The sequence below is a fragment of the Qipengyuania atrilutea genome (genome assembly GCF_013370205.1).
In the GTDB taxonomy this organism is placed as follows: Bacteria; Pseudomonadota; Alphaproteobacteria; order Sphingomonadales; family Sphingomonadaceae; genus Actirhodobacter; species Actirhodobacter atriluteus.
On record NZ_JABWGV010000001.1, the window covers coordinates 341578 to 364341 of the forward strand.

A 22764-nucleotide genomic window follows, 5' to 3' on the forward strand; every position below is an offset into this window, starting at 1 on the left:
ATCTCTTTGCTTGGCGCCGAGGCCGTGCGGTGGATGCGATAAACGCGTTCCCGTGGCCCGCGCCAACGTCTGTACCGTTGGCAGCTAACCTAAACTTCGCGCAGTTCCAGCACCGTTCCGCGGTACATGATGAACTGGCCGAGCGGATCCAGATAGCCTGCTCCGATCCGGAATGCGAGCCGCTGTGCCTCTTCCAGGCTGCGGTACCATTTCCCGCGCCGGTTCGGAGTGATGAAGCGATACTGGATCATAAATCCGAAACCCGGATTCATTACCCGAGTTCCGCAGCTTAGAGCGGATTTGCGACAAGCCGAGCACAAAAAAGGCGGCCCGTTCGGACCGCCTCTTTGCTGTTCAATTTTCGCTGCTTAGCGCGAGTAGAACTCGACCACGAGGTTCGGTTCCATCGTCACCGGATAGGGCACTTCGTCGAGCGCCGGCACGCGGGTGAAAGTCACCTTGTCGTTGCCGTCGGGCGCGACGTAATCGGGAATGTCACGCTCCGGAAGGCTTTGTGCTTCGATGATAAGCGCCATGTCCTTCGCCTTGTTGCCGAGGCTGATGACATCGCCCACCGCGCAGCGGCGGCTTGGGATGTTGCACTTCACGCCGTTCACATAGATGTGCCCGTGGTTCACGATCTGCCGGGCGGAGAAGATCGTTGGCGCGAACTTTGCGCGGTAGACGATCATGTCGAGCCGCTGCTCCAGCAGACCGATCAGGTTCTGGCCGGTATCGCCGCGCATGCGCGAAGCTTCCTTATAAGTCGCGCGGAATTGCTTCTCGGTAACGTCGCCGTAATAGCCCTTGAGCTTCTGCTTGGCGCGCAGCTGCAGGCCGAAGTCGCTCGTCTTGCTCTTGCGGCGCTGACCGTGCTGGCCCGGACCGTAGGAACGCTTGTTGACCGGTGAATTCGGACGACCCCAGATGTTTTCGCCCATCCGGCGGTCGAGTTTATGCTTGGCGCTTTTGCGCTTCGACATGGGTATTCTCCAATTTGCGTATCGCCGCCCCGTTGGCGGCGCTTCAACCCGGTATCGCCCACCGCGCCAGATCTGCGCGATGCGGCTGCCGCTTCACCGGGATGCGGAGCCAAACTTGCGAAGGCGCGCGAATAGCAGGATTGGCGCAATCGTCAAGCGCCGCGGCACTAGCCGAATCGCGCCCGAGCGGGCAGGGCGCCGGGCATGAACAGACAAGCGAAATCGCCCGACGATTGCCGGACCATGCAGGAAGTACGGGAAGGGGTCGACCAAACCGACCGCGAACTGATGATGCTGCTCGAGAAGCGCTTCTGCTACATGCGGGCGGCGGCTCGGATAAAGCCGGACCGCGGCGCGGTGCGTGACGAAGCGCGCAAGGCGGCGGTAATCGCGGCAGCGGGCGCGGATGCCGAGCGGGCGGGGCTCCCCAAGGCGGAAATCGAGGCGTTGTGGGAGCGTCTGGTCGAAACCTCGATCGCCTATGAACTCGAAGAATGGGACCGTACGCGGTAGAACCCGAGAGCTACTTACCTGCGCTCTCCGCGAGGCGGGTTTTCCAGGGTCGATAGTATGCCGCGCATGGTCCGCACCTCGAGGTGGTTCCATCCTGGCGATGTCAGCACGTTGCGCAGCGTGCGCTTGCTCGCCTCGGCGCGTTCTTCGGGCAGGAAATAGTTCTTGGCCGCCAGCATGCGTTCGGCATGGGCGATAAGTCCTTCGAGTTCGGACTGCGGGGCAGGGGGCAGGGCATCGGTCTTGGGCGGCTGAACCATCCCTTCCGACCGCGACCATTCGTAGGCGCAGAGGATCACCGCCTGCGCCAGATTGAGCGAGCCGAACTCCGGATTGATCGGCACGGTAAGGATACTGCGCGCGAGGCTGACATCTGCCGCATCGAGCCCGGAGCGTTCGGGTCCGAACAGGATCGCGCTCTTGCCAGACGACACCCGGATCGCAGAAGCGGCTTCTTCAGGTCCGACGACCGGCTTGGTGTCGCCGCGCTTGCGAACCGTAGTCGCGAAGACTTCGACGCAGTCCGCGACCGCTTCGGCGGTCGTATCGAACAGCTTCGCTTCGGCAAGAATCCGATCAGCCCCTGCCGCCGCCGGCCCAGCACTGGGGTTGGGCCAGCCGTCGCGCGGCGCGACCAGCCGCATCTCGGTCAGCCCGAAATTGAGCATGGCGCGCGCTGCCTTGCCGATATTTTCGCCAAGCTGCGGACGCACAAGCACGATTGCGGGCTGCTCAGCCATCGTTGCGCGCCGGTTTCACCGCGTCCTGCACGGTACTGGCGAACTCTTCGAAATCGCGGGCTTCCGAAAAGTCGCGGTAGACCGAAGCGAAACGGATGTAGGCCACCGTGTCGATCTGGCGCAGGCCATCCATCACCATTTCGCCGATGCGCGCGGAGGCAATTTCCTGCTCGCCCGCCGTCTCTACCTGGCGTTGGATGCCGGAGACGAGCTGGTCGATCCGCTCCTGCCCAACGTCTCGCTTCCGGCAGGCGAGCGTGACGGAGCGCGCCAGCTTGTCGCGGTCGAAGGGTTCGCGGCGGGCATCCTCGCTGTTGGCGGCGCGCGGATCGCTTTTGACGACCGTCACTTCGCGCAGTTGCACGCGCTCGAAGGTGGTGAAGCGCGCGCCGCAGTGGCCGCACTGGCGGCGGCGGCGGATCGCAGCGCTGTCCTCCGTCGGTCGGCTGTCTTTTACCTGCGTGTCGTCATGCGCGCAGAACGGGCAGCGCACGTCCTACCTGCCCGGGTAGACGGGGAAGGCGTTGCAGAGTTCCGTGACACGTTCGCGGACGTTCTCCTCGACCGCCGCATCGCCATCCGGTCCTGCCTGCGAGAGGCCGTCAACGACCTCCGCAATGAGCTTGCCGACTGTGCGGAACTCGGCAACGCCGAAGCCGCGCGTGGTCCCTGCCGGAGTGCCGAGCCGCACGCCGCTGGTGACGAAGGGGCTGCGCTTGTCGAAGGGAATGCCGTTCTTGTTACAAGTGAGCCAGGCGCGGTCGAGACCCGTCTCCGCAGCCTTTCCGGTCACATCCTTGGCGGTGAGGTCGACCAGCATGGAGTGGTTGTCCGTGCCGCCCGACACGATCCGCAGGCCGTTCTCTTCGAGGCTCGATGCGAGTGCGCGTGCATTGGCAACGACGTCGCGGGCGTAGGTCTTGAACTCGGGGCGTAGCGCCTCGCGGAATGCGACCGCCTTCGCTGCGACGATATGCATCAGCGGGCCGCCCTGCATTCCGGGGAACACGGCCATGTTGATCGGCCTGGTAAACTCTTCGTCGTTCCACAGGATCACGCCAGAGCGGGGACCACGCAGACTCTTGTGAGTCGTCGTGGTCACGACATGGGCATGCGGGAAGGGCGAGGGATGCGCGCCGCCGGCGACGAGGCCGGAAATATGGCTCATGTCGACCATGAGGTAGGCGCCGACTTCGTCAGCCACTTTGCGAAACGCTTCCCAGTCCCATACGCGGCTGTATGCAGTGCCGCCCGCGATGATGAGCTTGGGCTTGTTCTCTTTCGCGATCTTCAGGACATCGTCCATGTCGATGCGCTCGTCTTCCTCGCGCACCCCGTAGGCGACCGGATTGAACCACTTGCCGCTCATGTTGACGGGGCTACCGTGCGTGAGGTGGCCGCCCGAGTTAAGGTCGAGACCCATGAAGGTATCGCCGGGCTGGAGCAGGGCGAGGAACACGGCCTGATTCATCTGGCTGCCGGAGTTCGGCTGCACATTGGCGAACTGGCAACCGAACAATTCCTTCGCGCGCTCGATCGCAAGCGTTTCGACCACATCGGCATATTCGCAGCCGCCGTAGTAGCGCTTGCCCGGATAGCCTTCGGCGTATTTGTTGGTGAAGACGCTGCCTGCTGCTTCGAGCACAGCGCGGCTCGCGATGTTTTCAGACGCGATCAGCTCGATCTTGTCGCGCTGCCGACCGAGCTCGCTGCGAACAGCCTGTGCGATCTCGGGATCGGCTTCGGCGAGGCTGTCGTGCCAGAAGCGGCTGTCGGCGGCGGCGTCATTGGCGGGCGCGGTGCTCATCGGATAAACCTTCTTAAAGCTGTGGGTTCGAGAGTTTGTCGACGCGGCGCTGGTGCCGGTCGCCGAGGAAATCGGTGGAGAGGAATGCCGAAAGGCAGGCTTTCGCCATTTCGGGTCCGACCAGCCGCGCGCCCATCGCAATGATATTGGCATCGTTGTGCGAGCGTGCCAGTTCAGCGGAAAGCGGTTCCGATACGAGCGCGCTGCGGCAGGCCGGATTGCGGTTGATGGCGATCGAAATGCCGATACCGCTACCGCAAAGCGCGACCCCGCGCTCTGCCGTGCCGTCTGCAACCACGCTGGCGAGCTTGTAGCCGTAATCGGGATAATCGACACTGTCCGCGTTATCGGGGCCGAGGTCGGCGACTTCGTGCCCTTCGTCGATGAGCCATTCGCGCAGTTCCGCCTTTAGGTCGACTGCGGCATGGTCCGAGGCAATGGCGATCTTCATGGCCCGCGCCATAGGCGAGGGAAGCGATTCGCGCGACCCTGCGCCGGGACTTTTTCACGTAAAGCCCCGGCGCGGTCGGTAATCGGACACTCGGACCGGTTCTCAGACCCGAGAGGCCGGAAGCGGATTGCGCTCCGCATCTTCGAGGCTCAGCTTCTTGAACCGCGCCGTAGCGACGAAGCCGTAGATGACCTTCGCGGTAATATCCATGACGACGATCAGCCAAGCGTCGACGACGGCGTCGAACAATCCGAGCCCTTGCGGGCCCAATGCCCATTCGATCGGATAGATCGCCCACACGACCAGCAGGAACGTGAGGTTGGCCTTGTAGACCTGGGTCATCTTGCCGCCCAGTGCCTTGGCCGCAGTCATGACCGGGCCGAGCAGCAGGTAGATTACGCCCAAGAAAGCGGCGCTCGACCAGGCGAACCAGATCCACTTGGCCGCTTCGTTTTCGGAGATCGCCGCGAGCAAACCGGTCACGATCATCAGCACGTCAAGAACGACTGCCGGAAGAATGAACGTCGAATGCCGCGGATGCTCATGCAATCCGGCAAGTATCAGTCCGGTTAGGAGGATCGGGGTGGTAACGGCCCAGTCTGCATAACGCGCGAGGAAAAGGGTTTCCCCGCCCGCAAGTTCGAGCCGTCCGATCCCGAGCGCCATTGCCAGGTAGGCCGTTGCCGCGATGAACGGCACAACCGAATGGAACTGCGTATGGTGAAGGAACTCGGTTCGCTTGTCGCCATGAGCATAAATCACAAGCGAGCCGAGCGCCATCACGACGAAGCCGATCAGCAAGGGTAAGGTAACTGGTTGCATATCGCTGCATCCTTTTGTTGCCCGTCCAATCGCTTAATGGACTGATCCCGCCACTGTTCCTGCAACTATTGCATGGTGAATTGCGTTATTTACAACGCTGCGAACGATTGATCTTGAGTGCACCCAGAGCGGTTCTTCTGCGGACCGAACTTCTTGGTGGACCGCCGGAAGCTTTTCGAATTGCACGTTTTCGATCCGGCCTGATTGCCCAGACGCTGTCACAAATCGCGCGCCTAAAACAAAACCGGCGCAGCCTCATATGAGGAGCGCCGGTCTTTTGTGCCGTATGTGTAGCGAGGTTACTGGTCGAGGAAGCTGCGCATCTTGCGGCTGCGGCTGGGATGCTTGAGCTTCCGTAACGCCTTCGCCTCGATCTGCCGGATACGTTCGCGCGTGACGGAGAACTGCTGTCCGACTTCTTCGAGCGTATGGTCCGTGTTCATGCCAATCCCGAAGCGCATTCTGAGAACGCGCTCCTCACGCGGCGTCAGAGACGCTAGGACCCGGGTGACCGTCTCCTTGAGGTTCGCCTGGATCGCGGCATCGACCGGAATGATCGCATTCTTGTCTTCGATGAAATCGCCGAGATGCGAATCTTCTTCATCACCAATGGGCGTTTCGAGGCTGATGGGCTCCTTGGCGATCTTCATCACCTTGCGAACCTTTTCAAGCGGCATGGATAGGCGCGCAGCCATTTCCTCCGGCGTCGGCTCGCGGCCTTCTTCGTGGAGGAATTGCCGTGAAGTGCGCACCAGCTTGTTGATCGTCTCGATCATGTGAACGGGGATGCGGATCGTACGCGCCTGGTCGGCGATCGAACGAGTGATCGCCTGCCGGATCCACCACGTCGCGTAGGTCGAGAACTTATACCCGCGGCGATACTCGAACTTGTCGACCGCCTTCATGAGCCCGATGTTGCCTTCCTGGATAAGATCCAGGAATTGCAGCCCGCGGTTAGTGTATTTCTTGGCGATGGAAATAACGAGCCGCAGGTTCGCCTCGACCATTTCCTTCTTGGCGATGCGCGCCTCGCGCTCGCCCTTCTGCACCATGTTCACGATGCGGCGGAATTCGGGCAGCGACATGCCGGTGTTGGCCGCGATGTCGGAAATCTCGACCCGGATACGCTCGATGGAATCGGCTTCCTTCTCTGCGAAGGCGGCCCACTTCTTGTCCTTCGTACGGTCGGTCAACCAAGTATCGTCGAGCTCGTTGCCGATATAGGCGTCGAGGAAATCGCGGCGTTTAACCTTGTGCCGTTCGGCAAGGCGCAGCATCTGGCCGCCTAGTGCCGTCAGCCGGCGGTTGAACGCATAGAGGTTGTCGACGAGAAACTCGATCTTCGCCGCGTGGAACTGCACGCTTTCGACTTCCGCCGTCAGCTCTTCGCGCAGACCTTCGTACTTGCGCTCCTTCGCAGCGGGGAAACTCTCACCGCGGCCAAGCACGTCGACACGCTCGTGCTGCAGCTTCTCGAATTTCTTGAACAGGTCCGCGATGCGCGCGAAGCGTTCGAGGGCTTCGGGCTTCAGCGTCGCTTCCATCTGCGCGAGGCTGAGGGTGTTGTCCTCCTCCTCGTCATCGTCGTCGCGCTTCTTGCTTTCGCCGTCCTCATCGTCGTCGTCACCGGACGTATCGGTGTCGTCGTCCTCGTCTTCATCGTCGTCGCGAATGGTCGGGCCAGCGGTTTCTTCCGAGATTTCCCCGTCGTCGTCATCCTCCGCGTCGTCGGTCATCTTGTCGGCCGGCGGTTCCTTGGAAAGCATAGCGTCGAGATCGAGGATCTCGCGCAGTTGCATTTCCTCGTTATTGAGCGCGTTCGACCATTCGATGATTGCGTGGAAGGTGATCGGGCTTTCGCACAGGCCCATGATCATCATGTCGCGGCCCGCTTCGATCCGCTTGGCGATCGCGATCTCGCCCTCGCGGCTCAAAAGCTCGACCGCGCCCATTTCGCGCAGGTACATGCGAACGGGATCGTCGGTCCGCTCGCCGGTTGCGGCCTTCTTCGCCTTCTCGGCAGGTTTCTTGGCGGCCTTCTCGTCGCCTTCCTTGCCGATTTCCTCGACCTCGGCTTCGTTGTCCGCTTCGGCTTCGGCTTCGGCTTCCTCATCGTTCTCGATGATGTTGACGCCCATTTCGGAAATCGCAGACATCACGTCCTCGATCTGCTCCGACGACATCTGATCCTGCGGCAGCGCATCGTTGAGCTCGTCATAAGTGACGTAGCCGCGCTTCTTGGCCTTGCTGATCAGTTTCTTGATGTCCGCATCGTTCAAATCGATGAGCGGTGCATCATCTTTGTCTTTCTTCGCCTTGGAAGCCATGTGTCAGGTTCGGTCCGTTTTGTGTTCGCCAGCAAGTGCTTGTTTGGGCGAATTATCTGAATCAATCGAAGCCGCGCGAGCGGCCCGTTTCGAGGCTATCTGCCCGAGTCGCGACTCGAATTCCAGCTTTCGTTTGAGCAGGCGCTGCTGCTCGGCGAAAGCGCCTTCCGGGTCGGTCTCGAACCGCTCCGTCGCTGCCGCAAGAGCAGCTTCCAGTGCGGGCCGTTCGACCAGTAGCGACACGGCTTCGGCCAAATCCTCTGCTGCGCTGTCCGGGTCGGTGCCTTCGCGAAGGAAGGTAAATCGGGTTTTGTCCGGTGGAGCGGGAATGTCCTTTGTTAGCGATATGGGCGAAAATTCCCCCGGTTCAAGCGTTTCGGCGGCTTCTATCAACAAATCTATTACCCGCGCGTAAGCAGGCGCGTAATCGGCGAGCCGAGTCAGCTCTTCCTCGCGGGCGAGGATCGTCCGCGGATAGCGGGCAAGGCCATGCATGACCGCGTCGAGCAGTTCCCCTCTCATGCCGCCCGATGTTCCGCGTGTCAGACGCTGCCTTGCGTTTTCCGATAGGGTGGGCAGGGAGGGGACGAAAGGCTTGCCCTTACCGCCGGAAGGCTTGCTCCATGCCTTGCGCTCGCGCGGCGGGAACGCGAACGCCCCGTAGCGCTCGAGCAGTTCGCGCCGGTAAAGCGAGCGGATGTCGGGGTGTTCGATCGTATCGGTATGTTCGAGCAGCCGCGCTTTCAATCCGGCCTTGGCCTCGGGCGTATCGAGGGGAGTGGCCTCGCGCTCGAACTGCCACAGCGCTTCCAACAGCGGCGTGCGCTCCGCAATGATCCGCTCCATGGCCTCGCGCCCTTTCGCCTTCAGCAGATCGTCCGGGTCCTGCCCCGGAGGCAGACGTACGATGGCAAGGGAATGTGCGGGCTTCAGCATCGGCAGGACGCGCCCAATCGCGCGCATCGCGGCGCGCTGACCAGCATTGTCGCCGTCGAAGCACAATATCGGGCAATCAGTCTGCCGCCACAAAAGTTCGATCTGCGTCTCGGTAAGCGCGGTGCCGAGCGGCGCGACGACCTCGCCGATGCCGTGCGCGGCAAGTGCGACCGCATCCATATAGCCTTCGACCACCAGCATCCGGTCGGTCTGGCGCGCAGCGGGGGCGGCGCGCTGCAGATTGTAAAGCGTGCGCCCCTTGTCGAACAGCGGCGTGTCGGGCGAGTTCAGATATTTCGGCGCTTTGGTGCCTTCTTCGAGAATACGCCCGCCGAAGGCGATGATCCGCCCGCGCATATCATGGATCGGCAACATGAGCCGTCCGCGGAACCGGTCGTAGGGCTCCTTATCGTCGACCGCGATACGCAGGCCCGCCTCGATGAGCATTCCCTCTTCGAAGCGGGAGAGTGCTTTCTTCAGCGCCTGCCGATCGGAGGGCGCATAGCCGAAGCCGAATTCGCGAGCGATCCTGTCGGATACCCCGCGGTTTGCGAGATAGGAGCGCGCATGCGCCCCGTCCGCCGACTGCAGATTATGTGCAAACCAGTCCTGCGCCGCTTCCATGACATCGTGAAGGCTCGCGCGTTTCTCCGCCCTCTCTACACTGCGTGGATCGGCGGCAGGCACTTCCATGCCTGCTTCGCTCGCCAGTTCCTTCACCGCATCCATAAAAGCGAGGCCGCGCTGGTCGGTCATCCAGCGGATGACGTCGCCATGCGCTTCGCAGCCGAAGCAGTGATAAAAGCCCTTGTCGTCGTTGACGTAAAAGCTGGGCGTCTTCTCGTCGTGGAACGGGCAGCAAGCCTTCCACTCCCGCCCGGCGCGCTGAAGCTTGGTCGTGCGCATCACTACGCTCGACAGCGTTACGCGCGAGCGCAATTCGTCCAGCCATTGTGGTGTGAGCGCCATTGCCCGTTAGTGCCCGAGGCGGCCCGGCGAGTCGAGCCGGGCGCAGCCTTCAGCCGAGGCTTTCCTTCACCATCGCGCTAGCCTTGCTCATGTCGAGCGAAGCGCCGTGGCGAGCCTTCAGTTCGGCCATGACCTTGCCCATGTCCTTTACCGAATCGGCGCCAACAGTGGTTTTCGCTTCCTCGATCGCGACGCGCATCTGTCCCTCGTCCATGACCTGCGGCAGGAATTCCTCGATCACTGCGAGTTCGCCGCGTTCCTGCGCCGCCAGCTCCTCGCGCCCGCCGTCCTCGTACATCTGGATCGATTCGCGCCGCTGCTTGGCCATCTTCTGCAGCACCTCGGTCACGAGATCGTCGTCGTCGACCGTCGATTTCGCCGTCCGCTGCTCGATGTCGCGGTCTTTTACCTTGGCCGAAATCAGGCGCAGCGCGGCGGTGCGCTGCTTGTCGCCGCCTTTCATTGCGGCAATCGTTTCTTTCTGGATGTTCTCGCGGATCATGGCTTTCCTGTGGATGGTTTGGAAGTTTCCCGCCACCTAGCCCAAAGAAGCGCGCCGCGATAGGTTGACGAGGCGGCTTCGCGACCTTAGCGGATGGGTCTTAGCGCACATCGCCGAAACCCTCTTGAACGGAGCGCCGCTTATGGCCCTTTCCGCCTCTTCGCCTGCACGCCCTGCCGGGGCCACGGGATGCCTCGTTCTGGCTGACGGCACGATCCTTTGGGGCAAGGGCTTCGGCGCGATCGGCAGCGCAGTGGGCGAGGTTTGCTTCAACACTTCCATGACCGGCTATCAGGAAGTGCTGACCGACCCGTCCTATGCCGCGCAGATCGTGACCTTCACTTTCCCGCACATCGGGAATGTCGGCACGAACGATGAAGACCTCGAAAGCACGGTGGAATCGGCGGTCGGCTGCATCGTGCGCGAACCGGTCACCGAGCACAGCAATTTCCGCAGCAAGCAGCATTTGCACGACTGGATGACGGAGCAGGGCAAGATCGGCCTGTCGGGCATCGACACACGCGCGCTGACGCGGCTCATCCGCGCGAAGGGCGCACCGAACGCGGTGATTGCGCACGAGCCGAAAGGCAATTTCGATACCGAGGCGTTGCTGGCACGGGCGCGCGACTGGAGCGGGCTGGAAGGGCTCGACCTCGCAGGGCTCGTCACCCGCGACGGCCGCATGACCTGGGAAGGCGGCGAATGGGTGCTGGGCGAGGGCTACAAGAGCTTCGGCCCCGAAGGCCGTCCGCATGTCGTCGCGATCGACTACGGTGCGAAAGACAATATCTTCCGCAATCTGGTGAAGGCGGGGGCGCGCGTGACGGTCGTGCCGGCCAAGACCTCGCTTGAAGACATCCTCGAACTGCAGCCCGACGGCGTCTTCCTTTCGAACGGTCCGGGCGACCCGGCGGCGACGGGCGAATACGCCGTGCCGGTCATCAAGGGCTTGCTGGAGCGCGACGTGCCGATCTTCGGCATCTGCCTTGGCCACCAGATGCTCGCGCTGGCTGCGGGCGCGAAGACCGCCAAGATGTTCCAAGGCCACCGCGGCGCGAACCATCCGGTGCAGCGGGTCGGCGGCGGTTGGGACGCGACCGAGGGACTGGTCGAGATCACATCAATGAACCACGGCTTCGCGGTCGACGGCGATACGCTGCCTGAAAGGGTGGTCGAAACGCACCGCTCGCTGTTCGACGGCACGAACTGCGGCATCTCGATCACGGGCAAGAAAGCGTTCGGAGTGCAATACCACCCGGAAGCTTCGCCAGGGCCGCAGGACAGCTTTTACCTGTTCGAGAAATTCGTGGGGATGTTGGGATGAGGAGTACGCCAGATCAGTCCGTGACGGGCAATGAAGACAGGTGGGTCCTTTTTAACCGTGAATTCTCCGACGGAAGTCCCATTGTCGTCGTTGGTCGTGCAGGCAACTCTCTGATCAACGAACGTCTTGCGACATCACATCTGACAATAGTCGACTGTATAGCTGAGGATGATTTGGTGAATGACTGGGGGATGCCGCAGCATACCGATCGACTTTATGCTATTGAAGACAAGCTCAGCGAAAAATTGGAAGCTCTTCCAGGCCAAGCATTTCACATAGCGAGCGTGACCGGAAACGGTGCGCGTCGCATCTTTTTCTTACATGACGAACCCGTCGACTTCTCGACAATTATATCCGGTCTCGCTGCAGAAGGCTATCGGTTTGCAAGTTCGGCGGCGGCATACAGCGAGAAGCTTCATAACTTGATCGTCCCTAATGCAGTCGATTGTCAACTCGACGCAGACAGGCAAGTGATCGCCTCTCTGTCAGAGAATGGCGACGATGTAGATACGCCTCGAAAGACTGACTTCTGGTTTTTTGGAAACTCAACAAGTCTGAAAGGCTTAGCTGCTGATCTCGAGCCGTGGGGATTTAATATCGACCGATGGATGACTGAAGAGTCTGGCGCGGTGCTCACTTGTCAAACTTCGGTAAACCTTACCTCCTTTCAACAATTGACACCCGTGCTAGTCGCTGCGGCGGAAAAGCGACAAGTCGTTTATGATGGGTGGGAAACCGTTGTCGTCGGCTCGGACGGCATTGTTTCCGAGAGTGAGCAATTTCAGAAGCCGACTTCTATGTTCACCAAGCTCTTTGGAGCGAAGAAAAACTAATGCCCAAACGTAACGACATCTCTTCGATCCTCGTCATCGGCGCCGGGCCCATCATAATCGGACAGGCCTGCGAGTTCGATTACTCGGGCACGCAGGCGATCAAGGCGCTGCGCGAGGAGGGCTACCGCGTCATCCTCGTGAACTCGAACCCGGCGACGATCATGACCGATCCGGACATGGCCGATGCGACCTATGTCGAGCCGATCACGCCGGAAATTGTCGCCAAGATCATCGCCAAGGAAAAGCCCGACGCGCTGCTTCCCACGATGGGCGGGCAGACCGCGCTCAACTGCGCGCTGAAGCTCGACGAGATGGGCGTATTAGCGGAGCTCGGGGTCGAGATGATCGGCGCGAAGGCCGACGCCATCGACAAGGCGGAGAACCGCAACCGCTTCCGCGAGGCAATGGACTCCATCGGCCTCGAAAGCGCGCGCAGCGGCACAGCGCATACGGTGGACGAAGCCTTCGCAGTGCTCGAACGCACCGGCCTGCCCGCGATCATCCGGCCCAGCTTCACGCTCGGTGGGACGGGCGGCGGCATCGCCTACAACCGGAGCGAGTTCGAGAATATCGTGCGCTCCGGACTGGAAGCGTCGCCTACCACCGAGGTGCTGATCGAGGAATCGCTGCTCGGCTGGAAAGAATACGAGATGGAGGTCGTGCGCGACCGCAACGATAATTGCATCATCGTGTGCTCAATCGAGAACGTCGATCCGATGGGCGTGCATACGGGCGATTCCATCACCGTCGCGCCCGCGCTGACGCTGACCGACAAGGAATATCAGATCATGCGCACGGCGTCGCTCAACGTCCTGCGCGAGATCGGCGTTGAGACCGGCGGCTCCAACGTGCAGTTCGCGGTCAATCCGGAAGACGGCCGCCTGATCGTGATCGAGATGAACCCGCGCGTATCGCGCTCGAGTGCGCTCGCATCCAAGGCGACCGGCTTTCCCATTGCGCGCATCGCGGCGAAGCTGGCGGTCGGCTACACGCTGGACGAGCTGACGAACGAGATCACCGGCGCGACGCCGGCCAGTTTCGAGCCGACTATCGACTACGTCGTCACGAAGATCCCGCGCTTCGCCTTCGAGAAGTTCCGCGGCGCGGAAGCGACCCTCTCGACCGCGATGAAATCCGTCGGCGAAGTCATGGCGATCGGCCGCAGCTTCGCCGAGTCGATGCAGAAGGCGCTGCGCGGTCTCGAAACCGGGCTCGACGGGTTCAACCGCCTGCCGGAACTCGAAGGGGTGAGCCGCGACGTCATCACTGCCGCGCTCGCCAAGCGCACCCCGCAGCGTATCCTGCAAGTGGCGCAGGCCTTCCGCGAGGGGCTGACGGTCGAGGAGATACACGCCGTCACCGCTTACGACCCGTGGTTCCTGCGCCAGATCGAGGCGATCATCTACGAAGAACGGATGATTGCGCACGACGGCCTGCCGAACGATGCCGAGGAACTGCGCCGCCTGAAAGCCATGGGCTTTTCCGACAAGCGCCTATCGACGCTGGCCGTCCGCTCCGTCGGCGTGGCGGGCGGGCTCGCCGAAACGCAGGCAAAGCGTTCTGGTCTCCTTCACGACACGCTGCGCGCGATGGCTGGCGCCACCAGCGAGGAGGAAGTGCGCGCGCTGCGCCACAAGCTCGGCGTGTTCCCCGTGTTCAAGCGGATCGACAGCTGCGCGGCGGAATTCGAGGCCATCACGCCCTACATGTACTCGACCTACGAAGCGCCGACCTTCGGCGAAGGTCCTGACAGTCTGGGCGACGAAGCGCGGCCGAGCGATCGGCGCAAAATCGTGATCCTGGGCGGGGGGCCCAACCGGATCGGTCAGGGGATCGAGTTCGACTATTGCTGCGTCCACGCCTGCTACGCGCTCGGCGATGCGGAAAAGGGCGGGGCGGGATTCGAGACCATCATGGTCAACTGCAACCCGGAAACCGTCTCGACCGATTACGACACCTCCGACCGGCTGTATTTCGAACCGCTCACGGCGGAAGACGTGCTCGAGATCCTGCGGGTCGAGCAGCAATCAGGCGAAGTCGTCGGAGTAATCGTCCAGTTCGGCGGGCAGACGCCGCTGAAGCTCGCTGCCGCGCTCGAAGCGGAAGGCATTCCGATCCTTGGCACATCGCCGGATGCGATCGACCTTGCCGAAGACCGGGAACGGTTTGCGAAGCTCGTGAACCAGCTTGGGCTCAAGCAGCCATCAAACGGTATCGCTCGCAGCCGCGACGAGGCAGCCGCCGTCGCCCGGCAGATCGGCTATCCGGTGCTGCTGCGGCCATCATACGTGCTCGGCGGGCGGGCAATGGAGATCGTCGAAAGCGAAGCGCAGCTCGATAATTACATCGCCACCGCCGTTAACGTGTCTGGCGACAGCCCTGTCCTGATCGACCAGTTCCTGCGCGATGCGATCGAATGCGATGTCGACGTCGTGAGCGACGGCAAGACGGTGCGCGTCGCCGGCGTGATGCAGCATATCGAGGAAGCGGGTGTGCACTCGGGCGACAGTGCCTGCACCTTGCCGCCCTACAGTCTCTCGCAGGACGTCATCGCCGAGATGGAACGGCAGGCCGAAGCACTTGCCGACGCGCTTTCGGTGGTAGGGCTGATGAACGTACAATTTGCGGTCAAGGATGGCGAAGTGTACCTTATCGAGGTCAACCCGCGGGCAAGCCGCACCGTACCCTTCGTCGCCAAGGCCACCGGCGCTCCCATCGCCGCGATTGCCGCACGCGTAATGGCGGGCGAACCGCTCGACAATTTCGAGCCGTTCGATCTCAATCCTCCGCACATGGCGGTAAAGGAGGCGGTCTTCCCATTCGCCCGCTTCCCCGGCAGCGATCCGGTGCTGACGCCGGAGATGAAGTCGACGGGCGAGGTCATGGGGATCGACAGCGACTTCCCCACCGCATTCCTCAAGTCTCAGCTTGGGGCGGGGGTCACCCTGCCGCGTGAGGGCACTTTGTTCGTGTCGGTAAAGGACAGCGACAAGAGCATCATCTTGCCTGCCGTGCGAACGCTGATCGACCAGGGCTTCAAAGTCGTGGCGACCGGCGGGACACAGACGTTCCTCGCCGAGCAAGGCCTGCCGGTTGAGCGGGTCAACAAGGTAGCGGAAGGTCGTCCGCATATCGTCGATGCGATCATCGACGGCGAGATCGCGCTGATCTTCAACACCACCGAAGGCTGGCAGTCGCTGCTCGACAGTGCCTCGATCCGGGCTTCCGCGCTCGACCGCAAGGTTCCCTACTACACTACCGCGGCCGCCTCGCTCGCCACGGCAGACGCCATCCGCAGCGTTTCGCCGGGCGATCTTGAAGTGAAGTCGCTCCAAGCCTATTATAGCTGAACAGTTTTACGTCCCTCCTCGACATTCTGCCCGTTAGAATTGACGCCGACCGGCGATCAAACGGAGTAGAATTTGTCGCGGCTGCGGCGGCCACGATCTTGAGAATAAAGGAATACCTATGGAAAAGGTGCCGATGCTCGCCGAAGGTTACGAGCGCATGACTGCCGATCTAAAGACGCTACGCGCCGAGCGTCCAAAGATCGTTGACGCCATAGAAGAGGCGCGCGCTCACGGCGACCTTTCGGAAAACGCGGAATACCACGCGGCGAAGGAACGTCAGGGTCAGGTCGAAGCGCAGATTGCCGATCTCGAAGACCGGACCAGCCGCGCGCAGATCATCGATCCTACCACGCTGTCCGGCGACAAGGTCGTGTTCGGTGCGACCGTGACCATGCTCGACGAAGACGACAAGCCGGTGAAGTACCAAATTGTCGGTCAGACCGAAGCCGATGCGAAGAACGGCCGGATTTCGTACAATTCGCCGCTCGGCAAGGCTTTGATCGGCAAGAGCGTCGGCGACGAGATCGAAGTCACCGTTCCTTCGGGCGACAAGTTCTACCTCGTCGACAAGATCGAATTCATCTGACGATCAGTTAGAGGCGCTTCTCCATCGCCCAGTTGTGCATGGGGATGCCGCCGATCTCGAAGTTGCGGCGCGCCACGATGTGGTAGCCCGCGCGCTCGAACGCAGCGCGGGCCGGTTCGCTCGCTTCGGCGAACAGCCTCTCCCATTTGTGCGGGCGTGCGAAATGTTCGGCCGCCGCGAGGAGCTGCTGTGCAACGCCGCGGCGCTCGTCTTCGGGATTGGTGAAGAGCCGGTCGATATGTCCGCCGCGCTCTAACAGGACATAGCCGAGCCGCTTTCCCTCGGCATCGACGGCGACGAAACAGGCGCCCCCCAGCGTCAGCTTCGTATCGAAGTTCGTCACGTCCGGGTAGTTTTGAAGCCAGGCCGCGACCTGATCCTGCGAATAGGCGCGCGGCGCCGAAATCCTGATGGCCTTGCGTGACAATTCGTCCAGGTAGACCGCGTCCTCGGAGCGGTACGGGCGGATCGAATAGGCCAAGCCGCTAGGCCTACTTTTCCGGGTCGAGCAGCTTGTGCAGGTGGACGATGACGTATTTCATCTCGGCATCGTCGACCGTGCGCTGTGCATTGCTGCGCCAGGCTTCCTCGGCGCGTTCGTAATCGGCATAGACGCCGGCCACGTGAATGCTTTCCGGATCTTGGAACTTGATCGCGCGCGGATCGGACACGCGCCCGCCCATTACGAGATAGAGTTGCTGTTCGGCTTTCTGTTCCTGCATGTTATTCGTCCGGTCTGTGGGGAAAGAGATTTCGCTGGAGCCATAAAGAAAGCGGCGCGTCAGGCAATCCCGGCGCGCCGCTTTTCTCTGAAATTGCTTCTCTGTTTAATGCCGCAGACTGTGGCGGGTGTCGCGGTACGAACGGCGAGCCTTTCGGGCGAGGCTGCGCTTGGTCATTCCCGCGCTATCGGCAAGCGAGCTTGCTTCATAGCTGGCGCGGCGCCGCAGGGTACGGGCTTTGCCCGACACGGTGTCGCCGAAATCTTCGAGTGCGTCACCGCTGTTGCGGGCGAGGTCGCCCGCACCATCGATCAGGCTTGCGCTGTATGCGGCGATGGCGTCCGCTGCGATGGCTGCGAGTGCGCCGGTCCGAACTGCGCCTTGACGCGCAAGGCGGCGTCCCGGACGTGTCATCGCGCCGATCGCAAGGCCTACAGCGATTGCGCCGGCAATAGTCGCTACAGGGTGATCCTTCGCGAATTCCTTCGCATTGTCGGCTGCATCCTTGGCGTAGTCGCCGAGCGAGCGTTCCTGGTTGCGGCGCTCACCAGCTTCGATACGTTCACGAAGAAGATCACGCTTCTCCTCGCGCGTCATGTTTCCAGAATTGCCAGTTGCCACATCGTCCGAGGGGACGGTGTCGGTTTTTCCGACTGGCTTCGTGTCGGTTGTCGCGGTTTCCATAAAATCTCCTGAATTCGGTAATATACTTGATTAATACGCGGAACGTGCCGACGGTTCCAAAGAGGCGGTCGTGGCCACTAGTACCGCTCGTAAGCGTAGAGATCGTCGTCCGCTTCCTCCTCGTCGATCTCGTCGTCATCCAGGAACAGTGACATGATCGGGTTGCGCGCGAACCAGAGCCCGACTGCTGCGAGCAGCGCCGCCAGGACACCCCGGTGGTCGGATGCGACGTCGACGGCTTCCTCGTAGACTTCGCTGGCGCCGTCCTTCAGACGGTCGACCGTCCGTGCGCCAATCCCTTTCTCGGCCCAGTCTGCCTTGAGGTGCGCAATGTCGGTTCTGACCAGAGTGTAGGCGGCGTCGCGCATCGCCTTGTCTTCGCGAAGTTGCGCTTCGAGCGGGCGGGTCATGACTGGATATCCTTATCGCCGAAGGCGCTTATCAGACTGTCGATTTTCTTCTTGAGCATCATGCCGAGTATGGCCGCACCGATAAGGAGCAAGCCGGTTACGAGCGCAGTCGCGCCGACGGCGCCGATTTCCGGCGTGAGAATGATGACGAGGCCGACGACGAAGGCGATCAAGGCCAAGTGCAGAAACGCCAAGGCGCCGACGCCGAAAACAGCAGCCGATTTCAGCCGGTCTCCGGCAAAGCGGGCCCGGGTTTTCTGGAAGGCGAGTTCCGCCTGAACATAGGTCGTGCCGTCTTCGTAGAAAGCCTTGAGATCTTCGAGCAGCGAAGGCGGGTATTCCTCTTCCGCGCTAGGATCTGCTACGCGCGGATCTTCGTGCGGCGGGTAGTCGCCTTCCGGCGGATAGCCTGTCGGGGTGTCTCGGGCGTCGGATGCAAGCAAAGACGTTCTCCGTCAGAATAGGATGCTCTCGTCGAGCGAGTTTTTATACGGAGCGGAAAAGGCCGGCAGCACTCCGCCGGCCCTTTATGCATTTTCGTTACTTGCTCGAAGTGAACAGCCGCGAGATCAGGAAGCCAGCGACGGCAGCGATGCCGACCGCCGTGCCCGGGCTCTTGCGAACGAATTCGCGGGCGTCTTCACCGAGTTCTTCGACCGATTTGGTTTCAAGCTTCGCTGCGTTTTCGTCAAGCGATCGCGATGCGCTGCGCGCATAATCGCCGTATTTCGCACCAAGCTTCTCGTCGAGCTTCGGTGCCTGCTCGGATACCATGCGGCTCAGCGACTTCATGCCTTCGCTGGCCTTCGCCTTGCCTTCGACAGCAAGATCGCTCGCCTTCGTCTTGGCCTGACCGCGATATTCGGTGCCCTTGGTCTTTGCCTGGCCCCTGTATTCGCCAGCGCGCACGGATGCTTCGGCCTTCAAGGCAGCGGCGCCGGCCTTTGCTTCGTCAAGCGCCTTGTTGAAACGCGACTTCGCTTCGGCGCGGTGCGGCGATGCGGTATCGGCGGCGGTGGTGTCTACCGGCGACGTCGTAGTCGTCGTGGTCGGCGTCGTAGTTGCGCCGGGGGTCGCACTAGTACTTACCATGATCAAAATTCCCTCTGTTAGCGTTGCGGAGGCCCAGCAGATGCGCCTCTCCTTCATTCATACCAATGCAACTTGCTTGTAATCGTTCCGCCCCATAGACCACCGCTGCCGCGCCGCACCGGGGCGCAAATCGAACCACAGATTCTGAAAGAGAGCTACATGACCGCCATCATCGATATGCACGCCCGCGAAATCCTCGACAGCCGCGGGAATCCGACCGTGGAAGTCGATGTCCTGCTCGAAGACGGAAGTTTTGGCCGCGCTGCGGTACCCTCCGGCGCATCGACCGGCGCACATGAAGCGGTCGAGCTTCGTGACGGCGATAATCAGCGATACCTCGGCAAGGGCGTACTGAAAGCGGTCGACGCGGTGAACGGGAAAATTTCCGAAGCGATCTTGGGGCTCGACGCGGAAGACCAGCGCGACATCGACTACACCATGATCGAGCTCGACGGGTCCGACAACAAGGGCACCCTCGGCGCCAATGCCATTCTCGGCGTCAGCCTCGCGGTAGCCAAGGCGGCGGCGAATGCGCGCGGTTTGCCGCTCTATTCCTATATTGGCGGCGTCAAGGCTCACGTCCTGCCGGTGCCGATGATGAATATCATCAACGGCGGCGAGCATGCCGACAACCCGATCGACATCCAAGAATTCATGGTGATGCCGATCGGTGCCGACAGCCTTGCCGAAGGGGTCCGCTGGGGAGCCGAAATCTTCCATACGCTGAAGAAGGGTCTGGCCGCCAAGGGCTTGTCCACCGCGGTCGGCGACGAGGGCGGCTTCGCCCCCGACCTTGCCAGCACGCGCGATGCGCTCGACTTCATCATGTCGTCGATCGAGCAGGCGGGATTCGAGCCCGGCCGCGACGTGGCGCTGGCGCTCGACTGCGCCTCGACCGAGTTCTTCCGCGACGGGAAATACGAGATATCTGGCGAGAACCTGTCGCTAACGGGCGAGGAAATGACCGCCTATCTCGCCGATCTGTGCGATGCCTATCCGATCATGTCGATCGAGGACGGCATGGCGGAAGACGACTTCGCGGGCTGGAAGGCGCTTACCGACCGCATCGGCAAGAAGATTCAGCTTGTCGGCGACGATCTTTTCGTGACCAACCCGGTGCGCCTCGCCGACGGGATCGCAGACGGTCTCGCCAACTCGCTCCTGGTAAAGGTCAACCAGATCGGCACGCTTTCCGAAACGCTCGATGCCGTCGATATCGCGCACCGCGCGGGCTACACCGCGGTCATGAGCCACCGCAGCGGAGAGACCGAGGACGCGACGATCGCGGATCTCGCAGTCGCAACCAATTGCGGGCAGATCAAGACCGGCTCGCTCGCCCGGTCCGACCGGCTCGCCAAGTACAACCAGCTCATCCGCATCGAGGAAGAACTGGGCGCGAGCGCTATTTACGCCGGCGATCGCTGCTTCGGCAATATCGGCTAGTTCGCGAAGCGGCTCCGCAGATCAAGGAGGGCGAGGGCGGCCTGTGCTGCCTCTCCCCCCTTGTTCTTGCGCGCAGGATCAGCGCGGACCTCGGCCTGCGCATCGTTCTCGACCGTCAGAATGCCGTTGCCGATGGCAATACCGTCCATCGTAAGCGCCATGATCGCCCTTGCACTTTCGCCGGCGACGATCTCGAAATGATAGGTTTCGCCGCGAATGACCACGCCGATGGCAACGAAGCCGTCGTAGCGCTCGCTTTCCGCCGCCAGCGCGATCGCACCAGGTATTTCAAGTGCGCCTGGGACGGTCAGAACCTCGACCTCGTGCCCGGCAGAGGTCAGGGCCGAACGCGCCCCTTCGATCAATTGGTCGTTGAGATGCGCGTAGAAGCGCGCTTCGACTATCAGGAACTTGGCCACGTAGATTACTCCGGAATGGGATCTTCGCCGACGATATTGAGACCGTAGCCTTCGATCGCGACGACGTTGCGGTGCGAGTTGGTGAGCAGCACCATGTCTTCGATGTGAAGGTCGGCGAGGATTTGAGCGCCGATCCCGTAATTGCGAAAGTCGCCGTCCGATGCGCTGGGTGCGGAGTCGCCGGTAAAGGCCGCGGTGCTGTTGATGAGGATGACGATTACGCCCGCGCCGTTTTCGCCGATACGGGTCATGGCCCGCTGCAGGATGCGCTTCTTCGGTCCGGCCCGGCCGAGAATATCATCGAGCAAGCTGATCGTATGGACGCGGGCGAGGGTGGCTTGCCCCTCCACCACGTGCCCCTTCTGAAGCACATAGCTGGCGCTACCGTCGACCTTGTTGCGGTAGGTGAGCAGCTTCCACTCGCCGCCGTAGTCGGAAGTGAAGGATGTCTCTGCAATGCGCTCGACAAGGTGATCGTAGCGGCGGCGGTACTCGATAAGGTCGCGTATAGTGCCGATCTTCAGGCCATGCCGCCGCGCAAAAGACATCAGATCTTCGAGGCGGGCCATGGAGCCGTCCTCGTTCATGATTTCGCAGATTACACCTGACGGATTGAGGCCGGCGAGGCGGGCGATATCGACCGCAGCCTCGGTATGGCCTGCACGCACAAGAACCCCGCCATCGCGCGCGACGAGCGGGAAGACATGACCCGGCGTAACGATGTCGTCCTTGCCTTTACCCGAATCGATCGCGACCGAAATCGTCCGTGCGCGGTCGGCGGCGCTAATCCCGGTCGTCACCCCCTCGCGCGCTTCGATCGACGTCGTGAAGGCGGTCTCGTACATGGTCCGGTTCGAGCGGCTCATCGGCTCGAGCCCCAGAAGGTCGACGCGCTTCCGGTCGAGCGACAAGCAGATAAGCCCGCGCCCGTGCATGGCCATGAAATTGATCGCATCGGGCGTCGCCATCTGGGCCGGAATGACGAGATCGCCCTCGTTCTCGCGGTCCTCGTCGTCCACCAGCACGAACATGCGCCCGTTGCGCGCTTCGTTGATGATCTCCTCGATCCCGCACAGGACGGGGATGGTCTCGTTCTGCTCGAGGAAGCGCTTCAGCTTCGCGACCGTCTCGGCAGTGGGATTCCAGCTTTCCTGATCGCAGTCGCGCAGCGTATTGGCATGAAGGCCAGAAGCGCGCGCGATCCCGGCTTTGGTGAGCGACCCGTCGGCGACGAGACTGCGAATTCGGTCGATTGTCTGTTCCATGCCGCCCACGTATCACACAATAATGTGATGAGCAACGGGTGTCCACATCAAGCGCACACGCAAGAATAATGTGTCCCCCGCTCTTTCCTACATGTTCTCTGTTCGTTCAATCTGAGGTTATGGTTCGACGGGCGAAAAACCGCGCCGCAGCGCTCGAAAACAACTTTCCCATTCGCGTACGGATTGCGTGGGAGCGCGGCGCATTGCCAGGCGTGATCCAGGCGATGGAAGCTTGGGGACTGCAAAACCTCGGGTTCGCCCGCATGGCAGCAACTTACGCGGGTCACGGAAGCGAGCGCGAGGCGCTCCTTTATTTCCGTTCTTTGTGCGAAGCGGAACGATGCCTCGCCGCTTTTCCCGAAACCGATCTCATCGACTTTTGCGAGCAGGACCGCAGCCGCTGCTTCACTGGCCGCACTGCCGCCGCGCACTCGACCTGGGGCGAGTAGTTTCGGGTATTTGTCGGGAGAGGAATGGTGGACGCACTAGGGTTCGAACCTAGGACCCGCTGATTAAGAGTCAGCTGCTCTACCAACTGAGCTATGCGTCCACATCGGGCTTTTGCCGCGATCAGCTTCACATTCAC

At 61.7% G+C, this 22764-nt stretch carries 25 protein-coding genes and 1 tRNA gene; 7 read left to right on the forward strand and 19 right to left on the reverse strand.

The genetic code is table 11. The features are described 5' to 3' along the window. Nucleotides 1–89 precede the first annotated feature (89 nt). On the reverse strand, nucleotides 90–272 hold the full coding sequence (locus HUV48_RS01690; protein WP_176265744.1) for a hypothetical protein: 183 nt from the start codon (nucleotides 270–272) through the stop codon (nucleotides 90–92). Between the two features lie 96 nt (nucleotides 273–368). Then, the gene (gene rpsD / locus HUV48_RS01695; RefSeq protein WP_176266032.1) at nucleotides 369–983 is read right to left on the reverse strand and encodes a 30S ribosomal protein S4; all 615 of its coding nucleotides are present in this window, start codon (nucleotides 981–983) and stop codon (nucleotides 369–371) included. 204 nt (nucleotides 984–1187) lie between these two features. Between rpsD and HUV48_RS01700 the strand changes: the two genes are divergently transcribed. Next, the gene (locus HUV48_RS01700; RefSeq protein WP_176266033.1) at nucleotides 1188–1496 is read left to right on the forward strand and encodes a chorismate mutase; all 309 of its coding nucleotides are present in this window, start codon (nucleotides 1188–1190) and stop codon (nucleotides 1494–1496) included. A gap of 14 nt (nucleotides 1497–1510) precedes the next feature. Here the strand turns inward: HUV48_RS01700 and HUV48_RS01705 are convergent, their stop codons facing one another. The 8 genes from HUV48_RS01705 to HUV48_RS01740 all read right to left on the reverse strand — a co-directional run bounded on the left by HUV48_RS01705 (nucleotide 1511) and on the right by HUV48_RS01740 (nucleotide 10050). Continuing rightward, complete coding sequence (locus HUV48_RS01705; protein WP_176266034.1) at nucleotides 1511–2236, reverse strand: RNA methyltransferase; 726 nt, start codon at nucleotides 2234–2236, stop codon at nucleotides 1511–1513. Then, nucleotides 2229–2729, reverse strand: a complete 501-nt coding sequence (gene nrdR, locus HUV48_RS01710) for a transcriptional regulator NrdR (protein ID WP_176266035.1) — start codon at nucleotides 2727–2729, stop codon at nucleotides 2229–2231. The genes HUV48_RS01705 and nrdR overlap by 8 nt, the downstream gene beginning before the upstream one ends. 3 nt (nucleotides 2730–2732) lie before the next feature. Then, nucleotides 2733–4043 carry a serine hydroxymethyltransferase gene (gene glyA, locus HUV48_RS01715; RefSeq protein WP_176266036.1) on the reverse strand — a complete coding sequence of 437 codons (1311 nt, stop codon included), beginning with the start codon at nucleotides 4041–4043 and terminating at the stop codon, nucleotides 2733–2735. A 13-nt stretch (nucleotides 4044–4056) separates the two neighbouring features. Then, nucleotides 4057–4494: a ribose 5-phosphate isomerase B gene (gene rpiB, locus HUV48_RS01720; protein WP_176266037.1), complete on the reverse strand. Its 438-nt coding sequence runs from the start codon at nucleotides 4492–4494 to the stop codon at nucleotides 4057–4059. A 102-nt stretch (nucleotides 4495–4596) separates the two neighbouring features. Beyond that, nucleotides 4597–5316, reverse strand: coding sequence for a bacteriorhodopsin (locus HUV48_RS01725; RefSeq protein ID WP_176266038.1), 720 nt, complete (start codon nucleotides 5314–5316; stop codon nucleotides 4597–4599). A gap of 299 nt (nucleotides 5317–5615) precedes the next feature. Then, nucleotides 5616–7643, reverse strand: coding sequence for an RNA polymerase sigma factor RpoD (rpoD, locus tag HUV48_RS01730; protein ID WP_176266039.1), 2028 nt, complete (start codon nucleotides 7641–7643; stop codon nucleotides 5616–5618). Nucleotides 7644–7646: 3 nt separating this feature from the next. Next, nucleotides 7647–9548, reverse strand: coding sequence for a DNA primase (dnaG, locus tag HUV48_RS01735; RefSeq protein ID WP_176266040.1), 1902 nt, complete (start codon nucleotides 9546–9548; stop codon nucleotides 7647–7649). Nucleotides 9549–9597: 49 nt separating this feature from the next. Continuing rightward, nucleotides 9598–10050 (reverse strand): GatB/YqeY domain-containing protein, encoded by a 453-nt coding sequence (locus HUV48_RS01740; RefSeq protein ID WP_176266041.1) that lies wholly within the window; start codon nucleotides 10048–10050, stop codon nucleotides 9598–9600. A 142-nt stretch (nucleotides 10051–10192) separates the two neighbouring features. On the opposite strand from HUV48_RS01740, the gene carA reads away from it, so the two are divergent. From carA to greA, 4 genes are all read left to right on the forward strand, one after another. Continuing rightward, nucleotides 10193–11374, forward strand: a complete 1182-nt coding sequence (gene carA, locus HUV48_RS01745) for a glutamine-hydrolyzing carbamoyl-phosphate synthase small subunit (protein ID WP_176266042.1) — start codon at nucleotides 10193–10195, stop codon at nucleotides 11372–11374. Continuing rightward, nucleotides 11371–12207 (forward strand): DUF695 domain-containing protein, encoded by an 837-nt coding sequence (locus HUV48_RS01750; protein ID WP_176266043.1) that lies wholly within the window; start codon nucleotides 11371–11373, stop codon nucleotides 12205–12207. Before carA ends, HUV48_RS01750 begins: the two co-directional genes overlap by 4 nt. After that, complete coding sequence (carB, locus tag HUV48_RS01755; RefSeq protein ID WP_176266044.1) at nucleotides 12207–15557, forward strand: carbamoyl-phosphate synthase large subunit; 3351 nt, start codon at nucleotides 12207–12209, stop codon at nucleotides 15555–15557. The genes HUV48_RS01750 and carB overlap by 1 nt, the downstream gene beginning before the upstream one ends. 118 nt (nucleotides 15558–15675) lie before the next feature. After that, nucleotides 15676–16143, forward strand: coding sequence for a transcription elongation factor GreA (greA, locus tag HUV48_RS01760; protein ID WP_176266045.1), 468 nt, complete (start codon nucleotides 15676–15678; stop codon nucleotides 16141–16143). Nucleotides 16144–16150: 7 nt separating this feature from the next. On the opposite strand, the gene HUV48_RS01765 is transcribed toward greA, so the two are convergent. The 6 genes from HUV48_RS01765 to HUV48_RS01790 all read right to left on the reverse strand — a co-directional run bounded on the left by HUV48_RS01765 (nucleotide 16151) and on the right by HUV48_RS01790 (nucleotide 19051). After that, a complete protein-coding gene (locus HUV48_RS01765) occupies nucleotides 16151–16624 on the reverse strand; it encodes a GNAT family N-acetyltransferase (RefSeq protein ID WP_176266046.1) in 474 nt (157 codons plus the stop codon). Nucleotides 16625–16634: 10 nt separating this feature from the next. Further along, entirely contained in the window at nucleotides 16635–16865 is a 231-nt protein-coding gene (locus HUV48_RS01770) for a DUF4170 domain-containing protein (protein ID WP_176266047.1), read from the reverse strand. Nucleotides 16866–16970: 105 nt separating this feature from the next. Further along, the gene (locus HUV48_RS01775; RefSeq protein WP_176266048.1) at nucleotides 16971–17549 is read right to left on the reverse strand and encodes a hypothetical protein; all 579 of its coding nucleotides are present in this window, start codon (nucleotides 17547–17549) and stop codon (nucleotides 16971–16973) included. 77 nt (nucleotides 17550–17626) lie between these two features. Then, a complete protein-coding gene (locus HUV48_RS01780; protein WP_176266049.1) occupies nucleotides 17627–17959 on the reverse strand; it encodes a hypothetical protein in 333 nt (110 codons plus the stop codon). Then, nucleotides 17956–18402 carry a phage holin family protein gene (locus HUV48_RS01785; RefSeq protein WP_176266050.1) on the reverse strand — a complete coding sequence of 149 codons (447 nt, stop codon included), beginning with the start codon at nucleotides 18400–18402 and terminating at the stop codon, nucleotides 17956–17958. The genes HUV48_RS01780 and HUV48_RS01785 overlap by 4 nt, the downstream gene beginning before the upstream one ends. A 97-nt stretch (nucleotides 18403–18499) precedes the next feature. Continuing rightward, nucleotides 18500–19051: a hypothetical protein gene (locus HUV48_RS01790; protein WP_176266051.1), complete on the reverse strand. Its 552-nt coding sequence runs from the start codon at nucleotides 19049–19051 to the stop codon at nucleotides 18500–18502. Between the two features lie 159 nt (nucleotides 19052–19210). On the opposite strand from HUV48_RS01790, the gene eno reads away from it, so the two are divergent. Continuing rightward, nucleotides 19211–20494, forward strand: a complete 1284-nt coding sequence (gene eno / locus HUV48_RS01795) for a phosphopyruvate hydratase (RefSeq protein ID WP_176266052.1) — start codon at nucleotides 19211–19213, stop codon at nucleotides 20492–20494. On the opposite strand, the gene ribH is transcribed toward eno, so the two are convergent. Next, entirely contained in the window at nucleotides 20491–20913 is a 423-nt protein-coding gene (gene ribH / locus HUV48_RS01800; protein WP_176266053.1) for a 6,7-dimethyl-8-ribityllumazine synthase, read from the reverse strand. The two genes, eno and ribH, sit on opposite strands and share 4 nt — an antisense overlap. 5 nt (nucleotides 20914–20918) lie before the next feature. Further along, a complete protein-coding gene (ribB, locus tag HUV48_RS01805) occupies nucleotides 20919–22178 on the reverse strand; it encodes a 3,4-dihydroxy-2-butanone-4-phosphate synthase (protein WP_176266054.1) in 1260 nt (419 codons plus the stop codon). Between the two features lie 119 nt (nucleotides 22179–22297). Between ribB and HUV48_RS01810 the strand changes: the two genes are divergently transcribed. Continuing rightward, on the forward strand, nucleotides 22298–22627 hold the full coding sequence (locus HUV48_RS01810) for a hypothetical protein (protein WP_176266055.1): 330 nt from the start codon (nucleotides 22298–22300) through the stop codon (nucleotides 22625–22627). Between the two features lie 25 nt (nucleotides 22628–22652). On the opposite strand, the gene HUV48_RS01815 is transcribed toward HUV48_RS01810, so the two are convergent. Beyond that, nucleotides 22653–22728: transfer RNA gene (locus HUV48_RS01815), tRNA-Lys, on the reverse strand. Nucleotides 22729–22764: the final 36 nt, after the last annotated feature.